The organism is Cellulomonas pakistanensis (assembly GCF_016862755.1).
Taxonomy (GTDB): domain Bacteria; phylum Actinomycetota; class Actinomycetes; order Actinomycetales; family Cellulomonadaceae; genus Cellulomonas; species Cellulomonas pakistanensis.
The window spans coordinates 21364-41394 of the sequence record NZ_BONO01000004.1; the positions used below are offsets into that span (position 1 = coordinate 21364).

General features: G+C 75.5%; 22 protein-coding genes and 4 tRNA genes. 16 read left to right on the forward strand and 10 right to left on the reverse strand.

The window, feature by feature from the left end; translation table 11 throughout:
* Positions 1-106 precede the first annotated feature (106 nt).
* Positions 107-607 (reverse strand): YajQ family cyclic di-GMP-binding protein, encoded by a 501-nt coding sequence (locus Cpa01nite_RS03680; protein ID WP_203667412.1) that lies wholly within the window; start codon positions 605-607, stop codon positions 107-109.
* Positions 608-732: 125 nt separating this feature from the next.
* Here Cpa01nite_RS03680 and Cpa01nite_RS03685 point away from each other — a divergent pair.
* From Cpa01nite_RS03685 to Cpa01nite_RS03710, 6 genes are all read left to right on the forward strand, one after another.
* Positions 733-814, forward strand: a tRNA-Tyr gene (locus Cpa01nite_RS03685).
* Positions 815-982: 168 nt separating this feature from the next.
* Positions 983-1054: transfer RNA gene (locus tag Cpa01nite_RS03690), tRNA-Thr, on the forward strand.
* A gap of 50 nt (positions 1055-1104) precedes the next feature.
* A tRNA-Met gene (locus Cpa01nite_RS03695) sits at positions 1105-1181 on the forward strand.
* Between the two features lie 78 nt (positions 1182-1259).
* Entirely contained in the window at positions 1260-1430 is a 171-nt protein-coding gene (gene rpmG, locus Cpa01nite_RS03700; protein WP_203667413.1) for a 50S ribosomal protein L33, read from the forward strand.
* 19 nt (positions 1431-1449) lie between these two features.
* Positions 1450-1899: an FAS1-like dehydratase domain-containing protein gene (locus Cpa01nite_RS03705; RefSeq protein ID WP_203667414.1), complete on the forward strand. Its 450-nt coding sequence runs from the start codon at positions 1450-1452 to the stop codon at positions 1897-1899.
* Entirely contained in the window at positions 1899-2321 is a 423-nt protein-coding gene (locus tag Cpa01nite_RS03710; protein WP_203667415.1) for a MaoC family dehydratase, read from the forward strand. The genes Cpa01nite_RS03705 and Cpa01nite_RS03710 overlap by 1 nt, the downstream gene beginning before the upstream one ends.
* 103 nt (positions 2322-2424) lie before the next feature.
* On the opposite strand, the gene Cpa01nite_RS03715 is transcribed toward Cpa01nite_RS03710, so the two are convergent.
* On the reverse strand, positions 2425-3465 hold the full coding sequence (locus Cpa01nite_RS03715; RefSeq protein WP_239068502.1) for a LacI family DNA-binding transcriptional regulator: 1041 nt from the start codon (positions 3463-3465) through the stop codon (positions 2425-2427).
* 313 nt (positions 3466-3778) lie between these two features.
* Between Cpa01nite_RS03715 and Cpa01nite_RS03720 the strand changes: the two genes are divergently transcribed.
* The 3 genes from Cpa01nite_RS03720 (at position 3779) to Cpa01nite_RS03730 (ending at position 7670) form a co-directional block, all read left to right on the forward strand.
* Positions 3779-5278: an MFS transporter gene (locus Cpa01nite_RS03720; RefSeq protein ID WP_239068503.1), complete on the forward strand. Its 1500-nt coding sequence runs from the start codon at positions 3779-3781 to the stop codon at positions 5276-5278.
* Between the two features lie 62 nt (positions 5279-5340).
* Entirely contained in the window at positions 5341-6579 is a 1239-nt protein-coding gene (locus tag Cpa01nite_RS03725; protein ID WP_203667417.1) for an MFS transporter, read from the forward strand.
* Positions 6576-7670, forward strand: a complete 1095-nt coding sequence (locus tag Cpa01nite_RS03730; protein ID WP_203667418.1) for a UDP-N-acetylmuramate dehydrogenase — start codon at positions 6576-6578, stop codon at positions 7668-7670. The genes Cpa01nite_RS03725 and Cpa01nite_RS03730 overlap by 4 nt, the downstream gene beginning before the upstream one ends.
* A gap of 27 nt (positions 7671-7697) precedes the next feature.
* Here the strand turns inward: Cpa01nite_RS03730 and Cpa01nite_RS03735 are convergent, their stop codons facing one another.
* The 6 genes from Cpa01nite_RS03735 to Cpa01nite_RS03760 all read right to left on the reverse strand — a co-directional run bounded on the left by Cpa01nite_RS03735 (position 7698) and on the right by Cpa01nite_RS03760 (position 13907).
* Positions 7698-8738 (reverse strand): adenosine deaminase, encoded by a 1041-nt coding sequence (locus Cpa01nite_RS03735; RefSeq protein WP_203667419.1) that lies wholly within the window; start codon positions 8736-8738, stop codon positions 7698-7700.
* An 81-nt stretch (positions 8739-8819) separates the two neighbouring features.
* Positions 8820-9386, reverse strand: a complete 567-nt coding sequence (locus tag Cpa01nite_RS03740; protein ID WP_275406201.1) for a response regulator — start codon at positions 9384-9386, stop codon at positions 8820-8822.
* Positions 9387-9466: 80 nt separating this feature from the next.
* Entirely contained in the window at positions 9467-10768 is a 1302-nt protein-coding gene (locus Cpa01nite_RS03745; RefSeq protein WP_203667420.1) for a sensor histidine kinase, read from the reverse strand.
* Between the two features lie 19 nt (positions 10769-10787).
* Positions 10788-11648 carry an ABC transporter permease gene (locus Cpa01nite_RS03750; RefSeq protein ID WP_203667421.1) on the reverse strand — a complete coding sequence of 287 codons (861 nt, stop codon included), beginning with the start codon at positions 11646-11648 and terminating at the stop codon, positions 10788-10790.
* Entirely contained in the window at positions 11645-12556 is a 912-nt protein-coding gene (locus Cpa01nite_RS03755) for an ABC transporter ATP-binding protein (RefSeq protein WP_203667422.1), read from the reverse strand. Before Cpa01nite_RS03755 ends, Cpa01nite_RS03750 begins: the two co-directional genes overlap by 4 nt.
* A gap of 106 nt (positions 12557-12662) precedes the next feature.
* Positions 12663-13907, reverse strand: coding sequence for a pyridoxal phosphate-dependent aminotransferase (locus tag Cpa01nite_RS03760; protein WP_203667423.1), 1245 nt, complete (start codon positions 13905-13907; stop codon positions 12663-12665).
* Between the two features lie 191 nt (positions 13908-14098).
* Between Cpa01nite_RS03760 and Cpa01nite_RS03765 the strand changes: the two genes are divergently transcribed.
* From Cpa01nite_RS03765 to rplA, 5 genes are all read left to right on the forward strand, one after another.
* Positions 14099-14171 (forward strand) — tRNA-Trp (locus Cpa01nite_RS03765).
* Positions 14172-14284: 113 nt separating this feature from the next.
* Positions 14285-14569 (forward strand): preprotein translocase subunit SecE, encoded by a 285-nt coding sequence (secE, locus tag Cpa01nite_RS03770; protein WP_203667424.1) that lies wholly within the window; start codon positions 14285-14287, stop codon positions 14567-14569.
* Between the two features lie 71 nt (positions 14570-14640).
* A complete protein-coding gene (gene nusG, locus Cpa01nite_RS03775; RefSeq protein WP_239068504.1) occupies positions 14641-15483 on the forward strand; it encodes a transcription termination/antitermination protein NusG in 843 nt (280 codons plus the stop codon).
* A 94-nt stretch (positions 15484-15577) separates the two neighbouring features.
* The gene (rplK, locus tag Cpa01nite_RS03780; RefSeq protein ID WP_147795436.1) at positions 15578-16009 is read left to right on the forward strand and encodes a 50S ribosomal protein L11; all 432 of its coding nucleotides are present in this window, start codon (positions 15578-15580) and stop codon (positions 16007-16009) included.
* Between the two features lie 109 nt (positions 16010-16118).
* Entirely contained in the window at positions 16119-16838 is a 720-nt protein-coding gene (gene rplA / locus Cpa01nite_RS03785; RefSeq protein ID WP_203667425.1) for a 50S ribosomal protein L1, read from the forward strand.
* Positions 16839-17164: 326 nt separating this feature from the next.
* On the opposite strand, the gene Cpa01nite_RS03790 is transcribed toward rplA, so the two are convergent.
* The gene (locus Cpa01nite_RS03790) at positions 17165-17833 is read right to left on the reverse strand and encodes a hypothetical protein (protein ID WP_203667426.1); all 669 of its coding nucleotides are present in this window, start codon (positions 17831-17833) and stop codon (positions 17165-17167) included.
* Positions 17830-18246 (reverse strand): DUF4383 domain-containing protein, encoded by a 417-nt coding sequence (locus Cpa01nite_RS03795; protein ID WP_203667553.1) that lies wholly within the window; start codon positions 18244-18246, stop codon positions 17830-17832. Before Cpa01nite_RS03795 ends, Cpa01nite_RS03790 begins: the two co-directional genes overlap by 4 nt.
* Positions 18247-18443: 197 nt before the next feature.
* On the opposite strand from Cpa01nite_RS03795, the gene Cpa01nite_RS03800 reads away from it, so the two are divergent.
* Both Cpa01nite_RS03800 and Cpa01nite_RS03805 read left to right on the forward strand, forming a co-directional pair.
* Positions 18444-18737, forward strand: a complete 294-nt coding sequence (locus Cpa01nite_RS03800) for an MTH1187 family thiamine-binding protein (RefSeq protein WP_203667427.1) — start codon at positions 18444-18446, stop codon at positions 18735-18737.
* A gap of 193 nt (positions 18738-18930) precedes the next feature.
* Positions 18931-20019, forward strand: a complete 1089-nt coding sequence (locus Cpa01nite_RS03805; RefSeq protein ID WP_203667428.1) for a restriction system modified-DNA reader domain-containing protein — start codon at positions 18931-18933, stop codon at positions 20017-20019.
* Positions 20020-20031 lie beyond the last annotated feature (12 nt).

Below are 20031 nucleotides of genomic sequence, written 5' to 3' on the forward strand. Positions count from 1 at the left end.
CGCGAGGCCTCCCGCCCGCCGAGAGGGCAGAAGGCGTGGGGTTCCGGTGTCCGGAACCCCACGCCTCCTGCAACCTCGGCGCTCCCGGCTCTGCCGGCGCCGCGCGTCAGCGGTAGTTGATGAACTGCAGCGCCGCGTCGATGTCGTCGGCGCCCTTGAGCAGCGCGATGACGGCCTGCAGGTCGTCGCGGGCCTTCGCGGAGACGCGCACCTCGTCGCCCTGGATCTGCGTCTTGACGCCCTTGGGGCCCTCGTCGCGGATGAGCTTGGTCACCTTCTTGGCGATCTCGGAGGACAGGCCCTCCTTGATCGACGCCTCGAGGCGGTACTCCTTGCCGGACGGCTTGGGGTCGCCGTCGCCGGTGTCCAGCGACTTGAGCGAGATGTTCCGCTTGATCAGCTTGGTCTGGAACACGTCGAGGACGGCGCGGACGCGCTCCTCGGAGTTCGCGACCATGAGGATCTTCTCGCCGCTCCAGGCGATGGAGGCACCGACGCCCTTGAAGTCGTACCGCTGCGCGATCTCCTTGACGGCCTGGTTCAGCGCGTTGTCGACCTCCTGGCGGTCCACCTTGCTGACGACGTCGAACGACGACTCGCTCGCCATGACTCCTCCTGACCTGTGGTGCGGGGTGCTGCTGTGCCGGCGACGGGCCGGTTTCGGAACCGGCCCGAACCCTTGCTATCCTTCCATCCGCACCCCGGAGACGCAGTCACCGTGGCGCGCACCCTGGCGGGTTACCCGAGTGGCCAAAGGGGGCTGACTGTAAATCAGCTGGCATCGCCTACGGGGGTTCGAATCCCTCACCCGCCACGCACGGACGACGGGGCGTCCTCCTCACGGAGGGCGCCCCGTCGTCACGCACGGACCGGGCTCGACCTGCTCCGCGCCGGCACGGAAGCGTCTGCGACCTGCGTGATCACGCGGGGGCGGGAGCCGATTTCGCACCGGCCAGGAGCACCGTGTAACCTGGTCCGCGCTGCCCCGATAGCTCAGTGGTAGAGCACTTCCTTGGTAAGGAAGAGGTCACGGGTTCGAATCCCGTTCGGGGCTCTGTGGTGTGTCGCAGGCCAGGGTCGCTCCTGGCCGGCGCGCGCACCCGAGGCGGGGTAGCTCAGTTGGTGAGAGCGCACGACTCATAATCGTGAGGTCGCGGGTTCGAACCCCGCCCCCGCTACCAGCACCGAATCCAGTGGGGCGTCCGCCGGCGCCCGACGACGAAGATCAAGCGCCTCGGGCGCGAGAGGTGGCAAGAGCCATGGCCAGCAAGAGCGCGGACGTCCGTCCGAAGATCACGCTCGCCTGCACGGAGTGCAAGGAGCGGAACTACATCACGAAGAAGAACCGTCGGAACGACCCCGACCGGCTCGAGATGAAGAAGTTCTGCCCGCGCGACGGCAAGCACACGCTGCACCGCGAGACCCGCTGACCTCCCAGCGACGCTGATCGTGGCCGTCAACCCCGAGTACGCGGGACGCGAGTACCCGCCGAACGAGGCGTTCGAGGTCGGCCGCGAGCACCTCCGCGCGTTCGCGGAGGCGGTCGGGGCGACGCACCCGGCCCACACCGACGTCGACGCGGCGCGAGCACTCGGGTACCCCGACGTGATCGCGCCGCCGACGTTCGCCGTCGTCGTGGCGCAGCGCGCCGAGGCGCAGCTGATCGAGGACCCGCAGGCGGGCATCGACTTCAGCCGCGTCGTGCACGCCGACGAGCGGTTCATCCACCACCGCCCGATCCACGCCGGTGACCGCCTGGTCACCGTGCTGCACGTGGACGCGGTCACCGAGCGCGCCGGTCTGTCGATGGTGACGACCCGCGCCGTGATCAGCGCGGAGGGCGGCGAGCCCGTCGCCGCGGTGACGTCCACGCTCGCGGTCCGCGGGGAGGACTCCTGATGGCCCCCGTGCTCGAGGACCTGGCCGTCGGCCAGGAGGTCGGCCGCCGCGAGGTCGCCGTCGACCGCGCGCGCCTGGTGCGGTACGCCGGCGCGTCCGGCGACTTCAACCCGATCCACTGGAACGAGCGGTTCGCGACCGAGGTCGGCCTGCCCGGCGTCATCGCCCACGGCATGTGGACGATGGGCGCCGCCGTCGGCGTCGTCGCCGACTGGGTGGGCGACCCCGGCGCGGTCGTCGACTACCAGACGCGGTTCGCCCGGCCGGTGCCGGTGCCGGACCCGGGCGCGGCGACCGTCGAGGTCGTCGCCGTGATCGGCGCGCTCGACGCCGACAGCCGCACCGCGCGGGTCGACCTCACGGTCACCGCCGCGGGCGCGCGCGTCCTGGCCAAGTGCCAGGCGCTCGTCCGCCTGGGCTGACCCGCTCGCGCCCGTCGGGTGTCCACGAACCCACGTCGTTCGTGGTGATTCGTCGTCCGGTTCCCGGACGCTCGTCGCTGAGCGCCGGCCGCGCGGGCTCCGGTCACGCGCGCGGCGCCGGGCCCGTCGTCGTCCCGAGGCGCAGCTCGACCGGCAGCACCTCGTCCGCCGGCGTCCCGCCCGCGAGCAGCGCCTCGATCGCCCGGCCGACCGCCGCGCCCTTCTCGGCGATCGGCTGCGCGACCGTCGTGAGCACGTCCGGCGCCAGCCACGGCAGGTCGAGCCCGTCGAACCCGGCGACCGACACGTCCTGGGGCACCCGCAGCCCGAGCTCGCGTGCGCCGAGCACCACGCCGGACGCCAGCAGGTCGGACTGCCCGACGACGGCGGTCGGGCGGGTCTCCGGCGGGCCGGACAGCAGCGCGTGCGCGGCCGTCTTGCCCTGCTCGACCAGCGACGCCGGGGTCTCGTAGACGGCCGTCGGGGTGACGCCCGCGTCGCGCAGCCCGTCCAGCCGGCGCTGCGCGATCGACCAGGTGATCTGCCCGAGCCGCTCGGTGTCGGCGAGCCCGCTGCGCCGGTCCGGCCCGAACGGCAGCGTCACGGTGGCGATCCGCTCGTGGCCCAGGTCGGTCAGGTGTCGGGCGATGTCCGCGACCCCGTCGCGGTCCTCGATGCCGACCGTGACGATCCCCGGCAGGTCCTGCCCCTCGACGACGACCAGCGGGATCCCGCGCCGCTGGAGCGCCTGCAGGGTCGGGTCGTCCAGCGTCCCGCCCCAGATGAGCACGGCGACGTCCATCGCGGCGGACTCGACCAGCGGGTCCACGGCCGGGGCGCCGGGCTCGAGCGACCCCGGGATCAGCAGCACGCCCAGCCCCAGCGGGCTGATGGTGTCGACCAGGCCGTCGAGCAGCTGCACGGACACCGGCTCGCGGAAGGACCGGCGCAGGGCGTCCCCGACCACCACGCCGACGATGCCCGACCGCCCGCTGCGCAGCTGCCGCCCGAGCGGGTTCGGCCCGGCGTAGTCGAGGCCGGCGGCGGCGTCCAGCACCCGCTGCTTCGTCGCCTCGGCGATGGGGCCGGCGCCCGAGAAGGCCAGCGACGCGGTCGAGACCGAGACCCCGGCGGCGGAGGCCACGTCGGCCAGGGTCGGTCGCTGGGACACCGGCGGGCCTCCGGATCCGGGGCTCGGGGGTGAGAGGCGTCACCGTCCCCGAAAGCCGTTGACGCCGCCGCCAGCGTACCCGCAGACTTGTGGCATCCCCCGAATCGATTCGACCGCTTCGTCCGGCGGATCGATCGAATCGATTCGAACCGGACGACGGCGTGCCGGGGACCTCCGCTTGACCGCCCCCTTGCACCGACCTGGAGCTGCCGTGAGCCAGCCGCGGGCCCGTACCGGCCGCGCCCCCCTCCGCCCTGCCAACCGCCGACCCCGGCCGGAGGCCCCCGTGACCGGCGGCCGCCGCCCCGGTCGCACCGGCCGGGCGTCGTCGTCGACCCCGCACCGCCCCGTGGACCCGGCGGTGCAGCGGGCGCGCCGGCTCCTCATGGGGCTGTTCGCGCTGAGCGGCCTGATGCTCTCCGGCTGGCTCGCGCGGCTGCCCGCGGTCCGCGACGCGCTCGACCTGGGCACCGCCGAGCTCGGCGGGCTGCTCATCGCCGGCTCGATCGGCTCGCTCGCGACCGTGTCGGTCGCCGGGGTGCTGGTCAACCGGTACGGCGGCCGCGCCGTGCTGTACGTGTCGACGGTGGCGTTCGCCGCGGCGTACGTGCTGATCGGTCTCGGTCCCACCATCGGGTCGGTCCCCGTCCTGACCGTCGGCATCTTCCTGTCCGGCGTCGGCTTCGCGATCGGCAACGTGCCGCTCAACGTCGAGACCGCGGCCGTGGAGCGGCGGATGGGCCGCACGGTGCTGCCGCAGTTCCACGCCGCGTTCTCGATCGGCTCCGTGCTCGGCTCCGGCATCGGCGCGCTGTGCGCCGCGGCGGACGTCCCGCTGCTCGGGCAGTTCGTGGCGACCGCCGTCGTCGGCACGGTGTGGCGCCTGCTCTCGGTGCCCGGCGCCGTGATCGAGTCGCTGCCGCCGGACCGCGCGGCCGCCGTCGCCGCCCGGGCCGCCCGCGCCGAGGGCGCGACCCCGCGCGAGGCCGGCCTCGCGGGCCGGCTGCGTGCCGCCCGCGTCCGCCGCGTGGCCCGGCCCGGCTCCGCGCTGAGCGCCTGGCGCGAGCCCCGCACGCTGCTGATCGGCGTCGTCATCATGTCGGCGGCGCTGTCCGAGGGCGCCGCCAACGACTGGCTGGCGATCGCCGTGGTCGACGGCTTCGACCAGGTCGAGGCCGTGGGCGCCGCGATGTTCGGCGTGTTCGTCGGCGCGATGACCCTGGTCCGGCTGCTCGGCACCAAGCTGATCGACCGGTACGGCCGCGTCGCCGTGCTGCGCACCTCGGGGCTGGTGTCGTTCGGCGGCCTGCTGCTGTTCGGCTTCGCCCCGACGCTGCCGCTCGCGGCGGTCGGCATCGTGGCGTGGGGCTGCGGCGCCGCGCTCACCGTCCCGCTCGGCATCGCGGCCGCGTCCGACGACCCGCTGCGCGCGGCGAGCCGGGTGGCCGTCATCTCGGCGTTCTCCTCGACGGCCTCGCTGGCGGCACCGCCGCTGCTGGGCCTCGCGGCCGAGCTGATGGGCACGCGGCACGCCCTGCTGCTCATCACCGCGGCGATGGTGGCGTCCGTGCTGCTCGCCCGGACGGTGCGCCGGCCCGACGGCGCCGCGGCCGGACCGCACGCCGCCCCCGTCGACGACCCGGGCGCGCCCGTGGTCGCCACCGCCGAGCCCGTCGCGGTGCCCGCGCTGGACGTCGCCGGGGAGGACGCCGCGTGGGTGCCCTCCGGTAGCGTCCGACGGCAGGCCGCCGGCGAGCACGTGCCGGAGCCCGCGCGCCCGGTCTGACGACCGGAGCCCCTCCGCGCCGCCCACCCACCGCCGACCCGTACGACCCCGTGGAGCCCGCGATGACGCAGCACCCCGCCCCGGCCGCCCCGGCCGCCGTCCGCACCGCCTCGATCGCCGTGTTCGCGGTGTTCGCCCTGTCCGGGTTCAACTTCTCGAGCTGGGCGGCACGGCTCCCGGCGGTCCGGGACGCGCTCGGGCTGTCCGAGGCGCAGATGGGCCTGCTGCTGCTGGTCGGGTCGTGCGGCTCGCTGGTGGCGCTGCCGCTCTCCGGGCTCGTCGTGACCCGGATTGGCGCCGTGAAGGCGGTCGCGGGCTTCGCCATGCTGAACGCGGCCGGCCTGGCGGTCGCGACGGTCGGTGCGGCGATGGGCGAGGTGGTCGTGACTGCGGCCGGGCTCGTCGTGTTCGGCGTCGGAACCGGGGTCTGGGACGCCGCGATGAACCTCGAGGGCGCGATCGTCGAGCAGAAGCTCGGGAAGACGGTCATGCCGCGGTACCACGCGGGCTTCTCGCTCGGCACCGTCGTGGCGGCGGGCGTCGCCGCGCTCGTCGCGGCCGCGCACGTCCCGGTGCAGGTGCACGTGCCGGTCGCGGTCGGGCTGTCCTCGGTCGCGGTGCTCGTCGCGGTGCGGTCGTTCCTGCCCGCCGGGCAGCACGCGCCCGCGTCGGACGACGGGGGCGCGCACCACGCGCCGCGCTCCGTGTTCGCCGCGTGGCTCGAGCCGCGCACGCTGCTCATCGGCCTGGTCGTGCTGGCCGCCGCGCTGACCGAGGGCGCCGGCAACGACTGGCTGAGCCTCGCGGTCGTCGACGGGTTCGACCAGTCCGACGCGGTCGGCGCGATCTCGTTCGGCGTCTTCGTCACCGCGATGACGGTCATGCGGTTCCTCGGGACGGCGCTGCTCGACCGGTTCGGCCGCGTCGCGGTCCTGCGGCTGTGCGCGGGCCTGGCGCTGGTCGGGCTGCTGATCTTCGGCCTGGTGCCCGACGACCTGCTGTGGCTGGCGCTCGTCGGCGCGGTGCTGTGGGGCATGGGCGCGGCGCTCGGGTTCCCGGTCGGGATGAGCGCGGCGAGCGACGACCCGCTGCGCGCCGCGGCCCGCGTCTCGGTGGTGTCGACGATCGGCTACAGCGCGTTCCTCGCCGGCCCGCCGCTGCTCGGCCTGCTCGCGCACGAGGTCGGCTACCGGCACGCGCTGCTCGCGATCGCGGTGCCGATCGTCATCGGTCTGCTCGTCGTGAACGCCGCGGCACCGGCGCGGCAGGACCCTGCCGAGCGGCCTACGCTCGTCCCGTGACCACCGACGTCCAGTCCGCGACCTTCAGCGAGCTCACCACCCTCGGGGTCGGCGGGCCCGTCGACCGGCTCGTGGACGCGACCACCGAGGCCGACCTGATCGACGCGGTGCGGACCGCGGACGACGAGGGGGTCCCGGTGCTCGTGCTCGGCGGCGGGTCGAACCTGCTGGTGTCCGACGCCGGGTTCGACGGCCTGGTCGTGCGGGACGCGCGGCGGGACATCACCACCCCGGACCACTCGGCGTGCGCGGGCGTGACGCTGACCGCGGTGGCCGGCGCGGTGTGGGACGACGTCGTCGCGCACGCCGCCGCGCACCGGCTCAAGGGGATCGAGGCGCTGTCCGGCATCCCCGGGTCGACCGGCGCGACGCCCGTGCAGAACGTCGGCGCGTACGGCCAGGAGGTGTCGCAGACCATCGCGACCGTGCGCGTGTGGGACCGGCAGCGGAGCCGGGTGCGCACGCTGCCGGTGGCCGACCTGCAGTTCGGCTACCGGACCTCGCTGCTCAAGCGGTCGATGCGGTCGCTGCCGGACGAGGCCGACCCCGGCGCCCCCTGGTTCCCCACGCCGCGGTACGTGGTGCTCGACGTGACGTTCCAGCTGCGGGTCGCCGACCTGTCCGAGCCGATCGCGTACGGCGAGCTCGCGCGCGCCCTCGGCGTCGAGGTGGGGGAGCGGGCGCCGCTGCCCGACGTGCGCGCCGCGGTCCTCGCGCTGCGCGGGCGCAAGGGCATGGTGCTCGACGCCGCGGACCCGGACACCCGGTCGGCGGGCTCGTTCTTCACGAACCCGGTGCTGGCGGAGGCGGACGCCGCCGCGCTGCCCGAGGGCGCGCCGCGGTTCCCCGCCGGCGACGGGCTGGTGAAGTCGAGCGCCGCGTGGCTGATCGAGCAGGCGGGGTTCGCGAAGGGCTACGGCCTGCCGGGCCCGGCCGCGCTGTCGACCAAGCACACGCTCGCGCTGACGAACCGCGGCGGGGCGAACGCCGGGGACCTGCTGGCGCTCGCGCGGACCGTGCGGGACGGCGTGGCGCAGCAGTTCGGCATCGTGCTGGAGCCCGAGCCGGTCCTGGTCGGCACCGATCTCTGACGCGGCCGCCGTCGCCGCGGCGGTTGCTCAACGCGCGGGTTGCGCAACCGTCTCCGTCGCGAGCCACGCGTCCACCCCGGACAGCAGGCGCGCCTTCGTGCCGTCGGACGCCCGGCTGGCGCGGATCGACGCGCGCGCCAGGTCGGCCAGCTCGGCGTCCGTGAACCCGTGCACCTCGCGCGCCGCGGTGTACTGCTCGACCAGGCGCGAGCCGAACAGCAGCGGGTCGTCCGCGCCGAGCGCCACCGTCGCGCCCGCGTCCACCAGCCGGCGCAGCGGCACGTCCGCGTCGTGCCGGTAGACCCCGAGCGAGACGTTCGACGCCGGGCACACCTCCAGGGCGATGCCGCGGTCGACGATCCGGCGCAGCAGCGCGCCGTCCTCCGCGGACCGGACGCCGTGGCCCAGCCGGTCCGGCACGAGCGCCTCGAGCACGTCCTCGACGTGCGGCGGGCCGAGCAGCTCGCCGCCGTGCGGCACGGACGCCAGGCCGGCGCGGCGGGCGATCGCGAACGCCGGGGCGAACTCCGCGGTGTCCCCGCGGCGCTCGTCGTTGCTCAGGCCGAAGCCGAGCACCTCGCCGGGCCCGTCGCCGGCGTACCGCGCGGCCAGCCGGGCGAGGATCCGGGCGTCGAGAGGGTGCCGCATCCGGGACGCCGCCACGACGACCCCGACCTCGATCCCCAGGGCCGCGCTCGCGGACCGCGCCTCGTCCAGCACGATCTCGAGCGCGGGCGTGATGCCGCCGACCGGCGGGGCGTACGACGTCGGGTCGACCTGGATCTCGAGGCGCCCGGAGCCCTCCGCCGCGTCGTCCTCGGCGGCCTCGCGCACGATCCGGCGCAGGTCCGCCTCGCCGCGGACGCAGGCGCGGGCGGCGTCGTACAGGCGCTGGAACCGGAACCAGCCGCGCTCGTCCGCCGGGACCCGCAGGCCCTCGCCGTCGAGCAGCGTCGCCGGGAGCCGGACCCCGCGCTCGGCGGCCAGGTCGGCCAGGGTCCCGACCCGCATCGAGCCGGTGAAGTGCAGGTGCAGGTGGGCCTTCGGGAGCAGAGCCAGGTCGCGCACCCGGCGAGTCTGCCCGATCGGGCCGCGCCGGACGACCGCGGACGCGCCGGTCACGCCCGCGCGCACCACGGCGCCGGCCGGTCACGGCGCCGGGAGCAGGCCCCGCTGCATCGCGACCGTGACGGCCCGGGTGCGGTCGTCGACCCCCAGCTTCGCGAACGCGCGGAGCAGGTGCGTCTTCACGGTGGCCTCGGTGATGAACAGCTCCCGCCCGATCGCGGCGTTCGACAGGCCGCGGGCGACGCCGGCCAGCACCTCGACCTCGCGGGGCGTCAGCCGCTCGCCCTCGCCGCGCACCTGCTGCACCAGCCGCGACGCCACCGACGGCGACAGCGCCGACTCGCCCCGCGCGGCGCCGCGGACGCCCGCCACGAGCTGGTCGCGGGGGGTGTCCTTGAGCAGGTACCCGGTCGCGCCGGCCTCGACGGCGCGCAGGATGTCGGCGTCGGTCTCGTAGGTCGTGAGCACGAGCACCCGCACCCCGGGGAGCTCGGCGACGATCCGCGCGGTCGCGGCGGCGCCGTCCAGCACCGGCATCCGCAGGTCCATGAGCACGAGGTCCGGCCGCAGCGCGCGGGCCGCCTCGACCGCCGCGGCGCCGTCGGCCACCTCGCCGACCACCTCGACGTCGGGCTCGACGGTCAGCATCCCGACGAGCCCCGAGCGCACCACCGGGTGGTCGTCGGCCACCAGCACCCGCACCACCGTCGCGGCGTCCTCCTGCGCGGTCACGCCGCCCCCGTCCCCGGGTCGGCGCCCGGCCGTGCGTCGTCGCGGAGCGGCATCGCCAGCCGCACCCGCGTCCCGCGGCCGGGCTCCCCGGCCACGTCGAGCGTGCCGCCGCCGGCGGTCACGCGCTCCCGCATGCCGCGCAGCCCGACGCCCTCGGCGGTGCCGGGCGCGAGGCCCTGCCCGTCGTCGAGCACCTCGAGCGCGAGCGTCCCGTCGTCCCGCACCAGCCGCAGCAGGACCCGGCGGGCGCCCGCGTGCTTGCGGACGTTGGCGAGGGCCTCCTGCGCGGCGCGGAGCAGCACCACCTCGGTGTCCCGGTCCGGTGCGCCGGCGTCGCCGAGGGCGACCTCGACCCGCACGCCGGTCTCGGCCTGGAACCGCTCCGCCAGCCGCTCGAGGGCCTCCGCGAGCGTGGCGTCCGCGAGGGCCGCCGGGCCGAAGGCGGCGACCAGCGCGCGCGCCTCGGCCAGGTTGTCCCGGGCGACCTGCTCGACCTGCGCCAGCCGGTCCCGCGCCAGCTCCGGGCGGCCCGCGTCGAGCTGGGCCTGGGCGGTCTGCGCGAGCATGACGACGCTGGTGAACCCCTGGGCGAGGGTGTCGTGGATCTCCTGCGCCACCCGCTCGCGCTCCGCCAGGACGCCGGCGGCGTGGTTGCTCACCGCGAGCTGCGCCTGCGCGGCCTCGAGCCGCTCCAGCAGCTCGGCGCGCTCCTCGGACCGCTCGGCGACCCGGGTGATCCACACGCCGAGCGCCAGGGAGAAGATGAGCCCGACGGCCATCTGCGCGACCAGGACGACGAGGTCCCGGGCGGACGGGTCCTCGCCGGCGGCGAACGCCGCGGCCGCGATGGTCGCGCAGGACGCGGTCGCGAGCACCACCGACGCGACCACGCCCTCCCGCAGCGAGGCCGCGAAGAACCACACCTGCGAGAAGCCGACGAACAGCAGGATCGAGCCGATCGTGCTGACCCCGCTGCACAGCGCGACCACGACCACGAGCACCACGAGGTACGCGCGGGTGAGCCGCAGGTCGCCGGCCTGGGCGCCGCGGCGGCCGACCAGCAGGTAGGCGGCCAGCAGCACGACGAGCCCGCCGAGCGCGGCCCAGGTGGGCGCGTCCGGCGGGTAGCTGTCGGCGACCGTGAGGATCGAGATCGCGCTGATCGCCAGCAGCGCGTAGAACGCGGCGTCCCAGCCGGCCAGCGAGCGGCGCCAGAACAGGGTCCGCTCGGACTGCGGGGGCGCGACCGCGGGGGCCGGGGCCGTCGCCCCGTCCCCCGCACGCGCGCCGTCGGTCACGGGCCCAGTGTGGCGCAGGTCAGCCGTCGTCACGCCGCCGCCACCGGAACGTCCGGACGCCGACCACCAGGCCGACCACCAGCCAGGCGAGCAGCACCGCGGCGGTCGCGCCGTGCTGCCAGGAGCCGGACGGCTCCAGCGCGGCCGCCTCCTCGGGCAGGAACACCGAGCGCATGCCCTGCGCCATCCACTTGAGCGGGAACACCGACGCCACCTGCTGCATCCACGTCGGCAGGTCGTAGAACGTGAAGAACACGCCGGAGATGAACTGCAGCACCAGGACGACCGGGGTGACCACGGCGCTCGCGGACCGGCCCGAGCGCGGCAGGGACGAGAACCCGACCCCGCAGACCGCGCCGGTGGCCACGCCGAGCACGAAGACCCACGCGAACGTGCCCCACAGCGCGGCGGTGCCCGGCATCGCGACGTCGAACAGCGTCGCGGCGACGACCAGGAGCAGCGCGACCTGCACCACCGACACGACCAGCACCTGGCCGACCTTGCCGAGGAAGTACGCCGCCGCCGGCAGCGGGGTGCCGCCGAGCCGCTTCAGCCCGCCCTCGTCCCGCTCGACCGGGATCGAGATCGCCAGCGACTGGAACGAGGACAGCAGCACGCCGGTCGCGACCATGCCGGGCAGGAAGTACTGGGCGAACGGCACGCCGTCCGCGACCTCCGCGCCGTCCTGGCCGAACACCGTCGCGAAGATCGCGAGCATGATGATCGGGTACGCGAAGATGAAGACGATCGCGTCCCGCTCGCGGAAGAACCCGCGGACCTCGTAGCGGGCGCGCTCGAGCCCGAGGCGCAGCGTGCCGGGCAGGCGCGGGGCGCTGCCGGGGCGGGTGGCGCGGGTCGTGGATGCGGTCGTGGCGGTCATCGCACGGCCTCCGTGGTCACGAGAGCGGGAGCGGGGGTGCCGGCGACGGTTCCGTCGTCGGCGATGAGCCCGAGGTAGACGTCCTCGAGCGTCGGCCGGAGCACCTGCAGGCCCGGGACCTCGCCGGACGGCCCCCCGATCCGGGTCGCGAGGGCCGTGACCAGCGCCGTCGGGGAGTCGGTCTGCTCCTGCCGGTGCGTGCCGCCCTCGGTCCACCGGACGACGGCGCGGCGGGCCGAGCGGCCCCCGAGGTCGGCCGGGGTGTCGACGGCGACGACGCGGCCGGAGCGCACCACGGCCACCCGGTCGGCCAGGTGCTCGGCCTCGTCCAGGTAGTGCGTGGTGAGCACGATCGTGGTGCCGCCGTCCCGGAGCCCGGCGATCAGGTCCCAGAACGCGTGCCGCGCCTCGGGGTCGAACCCGGTGGTCGGCTCGTCCAGGAACAGCAGCTCCGGGCGGCCGACGATGCCGAGCGCGACGTCGAGCCGGCGGCGCTGCCCGCCGGACAGCTGGCGGGTCCGGGTGCGGGCCTTCTCGCGCAGGCCGACGGCGTCGATCACCTCGTCGGGGTCGCGCGGCGCGGGGTAGTACCGGGCGAAGTGGTGCACCAGCTCGGACACCGTCGCCTCCGCGAGGTCGTTGCTGGTCTGCAGCACGATGCCGATCCGGGACCGCCACGCCCGCCCGGCGGTCTGCGGGTCCTCGCCGAGCACCCGCACGTCGCCCGCGTCCCGGCGGCGGTAGCCCTCGAGGATCTCGACCGTGGTCGTCTTGCCCGCGCCGTTCGGCCCGAGCACGGCGACGATCTCGCCGCGGGCGACCGCGAGGTCCAGCCCGTCGACGGCGCGCTTCTCGCCGTACCGCTTCTGCAGCCCGGTCACCCGGACCGCGAGGTCGTTGTCGTCCATGACCCCAGCGTCGCGGCGGGGGTGCTCCCGGCGGGACGACCGGGGGACGGGACCGGGGGTCCACCGATCGGTGGACGCGCCGTTCGGCCGGGGCGGCGAGCGGGCGTCAGCCCTCGGCGAGCAGGGCCTGGATCCGCCCGACGCCCTCGGCCAGGTCGGCGTCGCCCAGCGCGTAGGACAGCCGCAGGTAGCCGCTCGGGCCGAACGCCTCGCCCGGGACGACGGCGACCTCCGCCTGGTCGAGCAGCAGCGCGGCCAGCTCGGCGGAGGTGGTGGGCGTGACGCCGCGGAACGTGCGGCCCAGCAGGCCCTGCACCGCCGGGTACGCGTAGAACGCGCCCTCCGGGGTGGGGATGACCACGCCGTCGATCTCCGCCAGCATCGAGACCATCGTCCGGCGGCGGCGGTCGAACGCCTCGCGCAGCGCGGCGACGGCGGACAGGTCGCCGGTCAGCGCCGCGATCGCCGCGTGCTGGGACACGTTGGCGACGTTCGACGTCAGGTGCGACTGCAGGTTGGTCGCGGCCTTCACGACGTCGGACGGGCCGACGAGCCACCCGACCCGCCAGCCGGTCATCGCGTAGGTCTTGGCGACGCCGTTCAGCACGACCGTGGTCGAGGCGAGCTCCGGGACCGCGGACAGCATCGGCGTGGCGACCGCGCCGTCGTAGGTGAGGTGCTCGTAGATCTCGTCCGTGACGACCCAGACGCCGTGCTCGAGCGCCCAGCGGCCGACCTCGGCGGTCTCCTCGGGCGTGTACACCGCGCCGGTCGGGTTGGACGGCGAGCAGAACAGCAGCACCTTGGTGCGCGGGGTGCGGGCGGCCTCGAGCTGCTCGACCGTCACCTTGTAGCCCTGGTCGACGCCCGCGATCACCTCGACCGGCACGCCGCCGGCCAGCCGGATCGCCTCGGGGTAGGTCGTCCAGTACGGCCCGGGCAGCAGCACCTCGTCGCCCGGGTCGAGCAGCGTGGCGAACGCCTGGTACACCGCCTGCTTGCCGCCGTTGGTGACGAGCACGTCCGCCGGGGAGATCTCGTAGCCGGAGTCGCGCAGCGTCTTGGCCGCGATCGCCTCCTTGAGCGCGGGCAGGCCGCCGGCGGGGGAGTAGCGGTGGTTCGCGGGCTCGCGCGCGGCGGCGACGGCCGCCTCGACGATGTAGTCCGGCGTCGGGAAGTCGGGCTCGCCGGCGCCGAAGCCGATCACCGGACGCCCGGCGGCCTTGAGGGCCTTGGCCTTCGCGTCGACCGCCAGCGTGGCGGACTCGGCGATGCCCCCGACGCGCGCGGACACGCGGCGGGTCGACGCGGACGGGGCGGGCTGGAGGTCGGGCGCGCTCACGCCCGCCATCCTCGCAGACGGGGGCGTCGTGGCGCAGTCCGTGTCCGCGGGCCGGGGGCGTCGCGCGACGGCGGACGGGCGGGCGGGCGGGGGGTGGTTCGACCCCGGCCCGCGCGTCGCGTACAGTGGTTCCCCGGTGGTTGACGTCCGCCATGATGAGCCGCGCCCGCGAGGGTGCCTCACCAGGACGACGCCGCCGTAGGGTAGTGGCGCAATTGGTAGCGCACCGGTCTCCAAAACCGGCGGTTGCGAGTTCGAGTCTCGCCTGCCCTGCGCGTGTGGTCACGGACCGCGCGGCGCCCCGGGGATCCCCCCGGGCGCGGCCGCCGGCCGACATGAGGCGCCCGGCGACGGCCGGGGTCGCGAGACGTAGGGGAATCGATCAGGTGAGCGACTCGGCACCCGTGGCGGCGTCCGACGCGGGCGAGCCCGCGGAGCGGACCGGCGGCAAGAAGTCCGCCCGCCCGGAGAAGAAGCGCGGCCTGTTCGCCCGCATCGCCCTGTTCGTCCGCCAGGTCGTGGCGGAACTCAAGAAGGTCGTCCGCCCCACCCGGTCCGAGCTGGTCACCTACACCGGCGTCGTGCTGGTCTTCGTGGTCGTCGTGATGGCGTTCGTGACCCTCGTGGACTTCGGCGTCGGCCGGGCCACGTTCTGGATCTTCGGGGGCTGAGCCTCCGCGGCGCCCCTCGAGGGGTGCACGTCACTCAGCACCACCTTCCGCAGCAGAAAGCAGGTTCGCACGTGTCGCAGGAATCGCAGGAGCACGGCCAGGGTGCCGCCCAGTCCGAGCTCGACGACGCCCTGGCGTCGATCGAGGCGGTCGAGGCCCCGGCCGCCGGCGAGCCCACGGACGTGACGGACGAGGAGTCCGACGAGGTCGAGCCGGCCGAGGCCGACGACGCCGCCGCGACCGACGAGGTCGCGGACGAGGCCGCCGCGGACGAGGAGACCGACGAGGTCGCCGCGGACGACGAGGTCGACGTCGACGAGGACCCGGTCGCCGCGTTCAAGGCGCAGCTGCGGTCGCAGTTCGGCGACTGGTACGTCATCCACTCCTACGCGGGCTACGAGAACCGCGTGAAGACGAACCTCGAGAACCGCATCCAGAGCCTCAACATGGAGGACTTCATCTTCCAGGTGGAGGTCCCCATGGAGGAGGTCGTCGAGATCAAGAACGCGCAGCGCAAGGTCGTGCGCCGCGTCCGGATCCCCGGCTACGTCCTCGTGCGCATGGACCTCACCGACGAGTCGTGGGGCGCCGTCCGGCACACCCCGGGCGTGACGGGCTTCGTGGGCCACACCCACCAGCCGGTCCCGCTGACCCTCGACGAGGTGTTCTCCATGCTGGCGCCGACGATCGAGGCGAAGGCCCCGGCCGCCGCCCCGCAGCAGAAGGCCGCCACCCCGATCGAGGTCGACTTCACCGTCGGCGAGTCGGTCACCGTCACCGACGGCCCGTTCGACACGCTGCCGGCCACGATCTCCGAGATCAGCCCCGAGAACCAGAAGCTCAAGGTCCTCGTCTCCATCTTCGGCCGGGAGACCCCGGTCGAGCTGTCGTTCAGCCAGGTCGCCAAGATCTGACCCGCCGCCCCGCACCGCGGGGCGCGTGCGGACGCAGCACTGCAACCGGGTCATCGCCCACGGCGTCGGCCCACGAGAGAAGAAAGGGTGGCTCATGCCCCCGAAGAAGAAGGTCACCGGCCTCATCAAGCTCCAGATCAACGCCGGTGCGGCGACCCCCGCCCCGCCGATCGGTCCGGCGCTGGGTCAGCACGGTGTCAACATCATGGAGTTCTGCAAGGCCTACAACGCGGCCACCGAGTCGCAGCGCGGCAACGTGATCCCGGTGGAGATCACGGTCTACGAGGACCGGTCCTTCACCTTCATCACGAAGACCCCGCCGGCCGCCGAGCTCATCAAGAAGGCCGCCGGTGTCGCGAAGGGCTCGCCCACGCCGCACACGGTCAAGGTCGCGACGCTGACCGCGGACCAGGTCCGCGAGATCGCCTCGACCAAGCTCGAGGACCTGAACGCCAACGACCTCGCCGCCGCCGAGAAGATCATCGCCGGCACCGCGCGCTCGATGGGCATCAAGGTCGAGGGCTGATCCCCCGATCGACTGAGTGACCGCCCGCCCCGGGACCTCCGGGGCGGGCGCCCCAGTGGCAGGGCCCTGTGCGGCCCGACGACCACGACTGCTGAAGGAGAGAGAGCAGATGGCGAAGCACAGCAAGGCGTACCGCGCCGCGGCCGAGAAGATCGAGGCCGGCACCACCTACAACCCGCTGCAGGCGATCCGCCTCGCGCAGGCCACGTCGACCACGAAGTACGACGCGACCGTCGAGATCGCGATGCGCCTCGGCGTCGACCCGCGCAAGGCGGACCAGATGGTCCGCGGCACGGTCAACCTGCCCCACGGCACCGGCAAGACCGCCCGCGTCATCGTGTTCGCGACGGGCGAGCGCGCCGAGCAGGCCCGCGCCGCCGGTGCGGACGAGGTCGGCGGCGACGAGCTGATCGAGAAGGTCGCGGCGGGCTACACCGACTTCGACTCCGCGGTCGCGACCCCGGACCTCATGGGCAAGGTCGGCCGCCTCGGCAAGGTGCTCGGTCCGCGCGGCCTCATGCCGAACCCGAAGACCGGCACCGTGACCATGGACGTCGCGAAGGCCGTCGCCGACATCAAGGGCGGCAAGATCGAGTTCCGCGTCGACAAGCACGCGAACCTGCACTTCATCATCGGCAAGACGTCGTTCTCCGACACCCAGCTGGTGGAGAACTACGCCGCCGCGCTGGAGGAGATCCTGCGTCTCAAGCCGTCCGCGTCGAAGGGCCGCTACATCACCAAGGCGACCGTCTCGACCACGAACGGCCCCGGCATCCTGGTCGACCAGAACAAGACCCGGAACCTCACCTCGGAGGACGAGGCGGCCTGAGCCACCTCACCGGAGTACGCGGAGGCCCGGCACCCCTGAGGGGGTGCCGGGCCTCCGGCGTTCGTGCGGCCGGCGAGTGCGGGGTGGGCGCGCGCCGAGACCCACTGAATCGGCCGAGACCCCCGCACACGACGGGTGGGCTCGAGCGGATCAGTGGGTCTCGGCGAAGGCCGCGCGACGCCGGGGGAGCCGTCCCGGCCGACGCCGCGCGGCGGTCGTAGGGCCCGGCCTCGGGGCCGGGCCGTGCGTGCCGGGCCTGCGCCCGGCCGTGCGTGCCGGGCCTGCGCCCGGCCGTGCAACCCGGGCCTGGACCCCGGGCGTGCGGGTCAGTGGCCCGCGTGCCCCGTCTCGGCGGGGAGGCCGTGCGAGCCGTGCGGGACCGCGTGCGCGCCCGCCTCGGTCGCGGCCAGCCCCGGCACGGTCACCAGGGCCACCAGCAGCGCGCCGAGCGCGAGCGTGCCGGCCTGCCCGGCGCCGCCCGGGGCCCGGCGCCGCGGCCCGGCGGCGGCCCGCTGCCCGAGGGCGAGCAGGATGCCGACGGCCAGCGCGAGGACCAGGGCGGCGGCCTCGGCGGCCGTCGTGGCGCTGGCGGTCAGCGGCGCGCTGAGCAGCACCGCGGGGCCGGCCGCGAGGGCGACGCCGACGGCGGCCCGCGGCACCGGGGCCGGCCCGCGCAGGGCCAGCACGCCCCAGGCGAGGGCCGTCAGGCCCAGCGCCGCGAGGGCCACTCCCACCGCGAGGTGGTGCGCCAGGTGACCCGCGCCGACGCCGGAGGCGACCAGCCCGAGCCCCAGCGCGCCGAGCGCCGCCCACTGCCGGGCGAGCGCCTGGAGCGCGCCCTCGGCGTCCGCGTCCGCGGCGGCGCGCTCCCGCACCACTGCCGGGGCCAGGAGCGCCGGGGCGCCGCCGCCCGTCGGCCGCGGCAGGCCGTGCGCACGACGGCCGGGCAGCCCTCGCGCAGGCCCGTGCGCGCGGCCGGCGAGCGACGCGGTCACGCGCGGCGCGCCGCGGCCGGGGCGGTGGCGGCGCGGTCGGCACCGAGGCCGACGCCGAGCAGCAGCACCGCGCTGGCGAAGTGCAGCACGTTGTCCGCGCCGTTCAGGGCGAGGATGTTGGCGGACGAGCCGACCAGGAACAGGCCGAGCAGGCCGACCAGCAGGTACACGGCGCCGACCGTGGTGTTCACGGTGCGCGCGGCCTTCACGGACGACAGGGCGGCGCCGAGCAGAGCCGCGCCGATCGCCAGGTGCACGATGTTGTGCAGGGGGTTGACCTCGAAGATGATCAGCGTCCCGCCCTCGGTGCCGGCGAAGTCGGCGCCGGAGCTGACGAAGAAGCCGGCGATCCCGACGAGCAGGTAGACGGCGCCGAAGACGCCGCCGACGAGGCGGTTGGCGGACTGGCCCATGATGGTCTCCTCCCGGGGTGCGTCCCCGTTCACGGTGCGCACGGTGGGTGCGCATGACCCGGGTTCGGAGCCGCGGCCGGGACGGATGGGTCCGACCTGGTGCCGGTGCGCGCGAGCGGGCGCGCCACCCGAGCGGCACGCGCCGCACCCGTCCTGGGGCTGGACGCCACCGGGGGCGGTGCACCAGGGTGGGTCGCATGCTCGTGGCGTTCTCCGTGTCCCCGCTCGGCGCGGGTGAGTCCGTGACCGAGGCCGTCGCCGACGCGGTGCGCGTGGTCCGGGAGTCCGGCCTGCCGCACCGCACGGACGCGATGTTCACGACGATCGAGGGCGAGTGGGACGAGTGCATGGACGTGGTGCGGCGCGCGTCCGAGGCCGTCGGCCGGCACGCGGGCCGCGTGAGCCTGGTGCTCAAGGCGGACATCCGTCCCGGGCACACCGGTGAGCTGACCGGCAAGGTCGAGCGTCTGGAGGAGCACCTGTCCGCGTGACGCCCGAGGGGTCGCCGGCGGCGGTCCCACGCGCGCGTGGACATCTCGTGCAGATGGGTGGATCCCGGGCCGGGCCCGGTTACGGTGGTGGAAGACTTCCGCGGGGTGGAACGCCCGGCGGTGCCGGGCGGCGACGCGCGCGGCGCGGTGGGGCGGTCCGGAGCAGGGCCGCGGGAAGGGAAGCGGCGGACTGATGGCGACTTTCGAGCTCGACGGCGGCCACGGGACCCTCGTCCAGCCGATGCGGCCCCGGGCCGACAGCTTCGACGCCGACTCGGCGGCGCTGGTCGCCGACCACGTCTCCGACCTGCTGGGCGAGCACGTGCTCCCGGTCCGCGAGGGCGCCCCCGGCGGCCCGCACCTGCTGGCGCTGGACGCGACCGCCCGGCCCGTGGTCGTCGAGGTCGTGCAGCAGCTCGACGGGTCCGGCCTGGTCCGCGCCCTCCGGCACGCCGGTGCGGCGTCGCGGCTGAGCCGCGCCGAGCTCGCCCGGGCGTACCGCGGCGGCCCCGAGGCGTTCGAGGCGGACCTCGCGGTGTTCCGCGACCGCGCCCCCATCCTGCAGGCGCAGGCCCCCGCCCGGCCCGGGGCGCGCCTCGTGGTCGTGTGCGCGGACGTCGCCGAGGACGTGCTGGAGGCGGTCGACCACGTGACCGCCGGCGGCGGCGTCGAGGTGCTGCGGCTCGGCGTCACCCAGGGCCCCGGCGGGCGCCGCTACGTCGACGTGTCCCCGCTGCGCGCGACGCCGGGCCCCCGGAGGGCGGTCGAGCCCGGGCCCCGCACCGGCGCCGTCCCGGTCACCACGGGCCGCACCGCCACGTCGACCCCGGCCCGCGGCACCGCGCCGACCGACCCGACCCCGGTGGTCCCCGCCGCCGCGGCGCCGGCCGCCGGCGCCCCGGAGCACCACCGGCACGCCGCGCCCGCGCCCGAGCAGCGCCCCGCGCCGCGCGCCGACGAGACCACCCTGCTGCCGCCGGTCGTCGACGACGTGCCCGCGCCCCGGGACGGCGACGCCGTCGCCGCGCTGCCCGAGCTCGAGGCCCTGGCCTCCGCCGAGCGCGGCGACCTGGAGCTCGTCTGGCACCGGGTGCGCCGGAACCAGCGGCTGGTGGCGACGCTGCGTGCCGACGGGCTGATCGAGCTCGAGGACGGCAGCGTGCACGCCGACCCCAGCGACGCCGCCACCGCCGCGGCCGACCTGGAGCGCCCGGCCGACGGCTGGCGCGTGTGGCGGTTCGGCGAGGACGGCCCGACGCTCGGCGAGGCCGTCGGCGCCTGACCGGCCGCCCGC

What these genes read in the sequence shown, in the direction of transcription:
- Cpa01nite_RS03740 (WP_275406201.1), bottom strand. Translation starts at nt 9,386, where the DNA reads ATGCTGACCGTCGAGCCCGACGTCGAGGTGGTCGGCGAGGTGGCCGAC.
- Cpa01nite_RS03805 (WP_203667428.1), top strand. Translation starts at nt 18,931, where the DNA reads ATGGCGACTTTCGAGCTCGACGGCGGCCACGGGACCCTCGTCCAGCCG.
- Cpa01nite_RS03710 (WP_203667415.1), top strand. Translation starts at nt 1,899, where the DNA reads ATGGCCCCCGTGCTCGAGGACCTGGCCGTCGGCCAGGAGGTCGGCCGC.
- Cpa01nite_RS03680 (WP_203667412.1), bottom strand. Translation starts at nt 607, where the DNA reads ATGGCGAGCGAGTCGTCGTTCGACGTCGTCAGCAAGGTGGACCGCCAG.
- rpmG (WP_203667413.1), top strand. Translation starts at nt 1,260, where the DNA reads ATGGCCAGCAAGAGCGCGGACGTCCGTCCGAAGATCACGCTCGCCTGC.
- rplA (WP_203667425.1), top strand. Translation starts at nt 16,119, where the DNA reads ATGGCGAAGCACAGCAAGGCGTACCGCGCCGCGGCCGAGAAGATCGAG.
- Cpa01nite_RS03760 (WP_203667423.1), bottom strand. Translation starts at nt 13,907, where the DNA reads ATGGCGGGCGTGAGCGCGCCCGACCTCCAGCCCGCCCCGTCCGCGTCG.
- Cpa01nite_RS03755 (WP_203667422.1), bottom strand. Translation starts at nt 12,556, where the DNA reads ATGGACGACAACGACCTCGCGGTCCGGGTGACCGGGCTGCAGAAGCGG.
- Cpa01nite_RS03750 (WP_203667421.1), bottom strand. Translation starts at nt 11,648, where the DNA reads ATGACCGCCACGACCGCATCCACGACCCGCGCCACCCGCCCCGGCAGC.
- rplK (WP_147795436.1), top strand. Translation starts at nt 15,578, where the DNA reads ATGCCCCCGAAGAAGAAGGTCACCGGCCTCATCAAGCTCCAGATCAAC.
- Cpa01nite_RS03795 (WP_203667553.1), bottom strand. Translation starts at nt 18,246, where the DNA reads ATGGGCCAGTCCGCCAACCGCCTCGTCGGCGGCGTCTTCGGCGCCGTC.
- Cpa01nite_RS03800 (WP_203667427.1), top strand. Translation starts at nt 18,444, where the DNA reads ATGCTCGTGGCGTTCTCCGTGTCCCCGCTCGGCGCGGGTGAGTCCGTG.
- Cpa01nite_RS03725 (WP_203667417.1), top strand. Translation starts at nt 5,341, where the DNA reads ATGACGCAGCACCCCGCCCCGGCCGCCCCGGCCGCCGTCCGCACCGCC.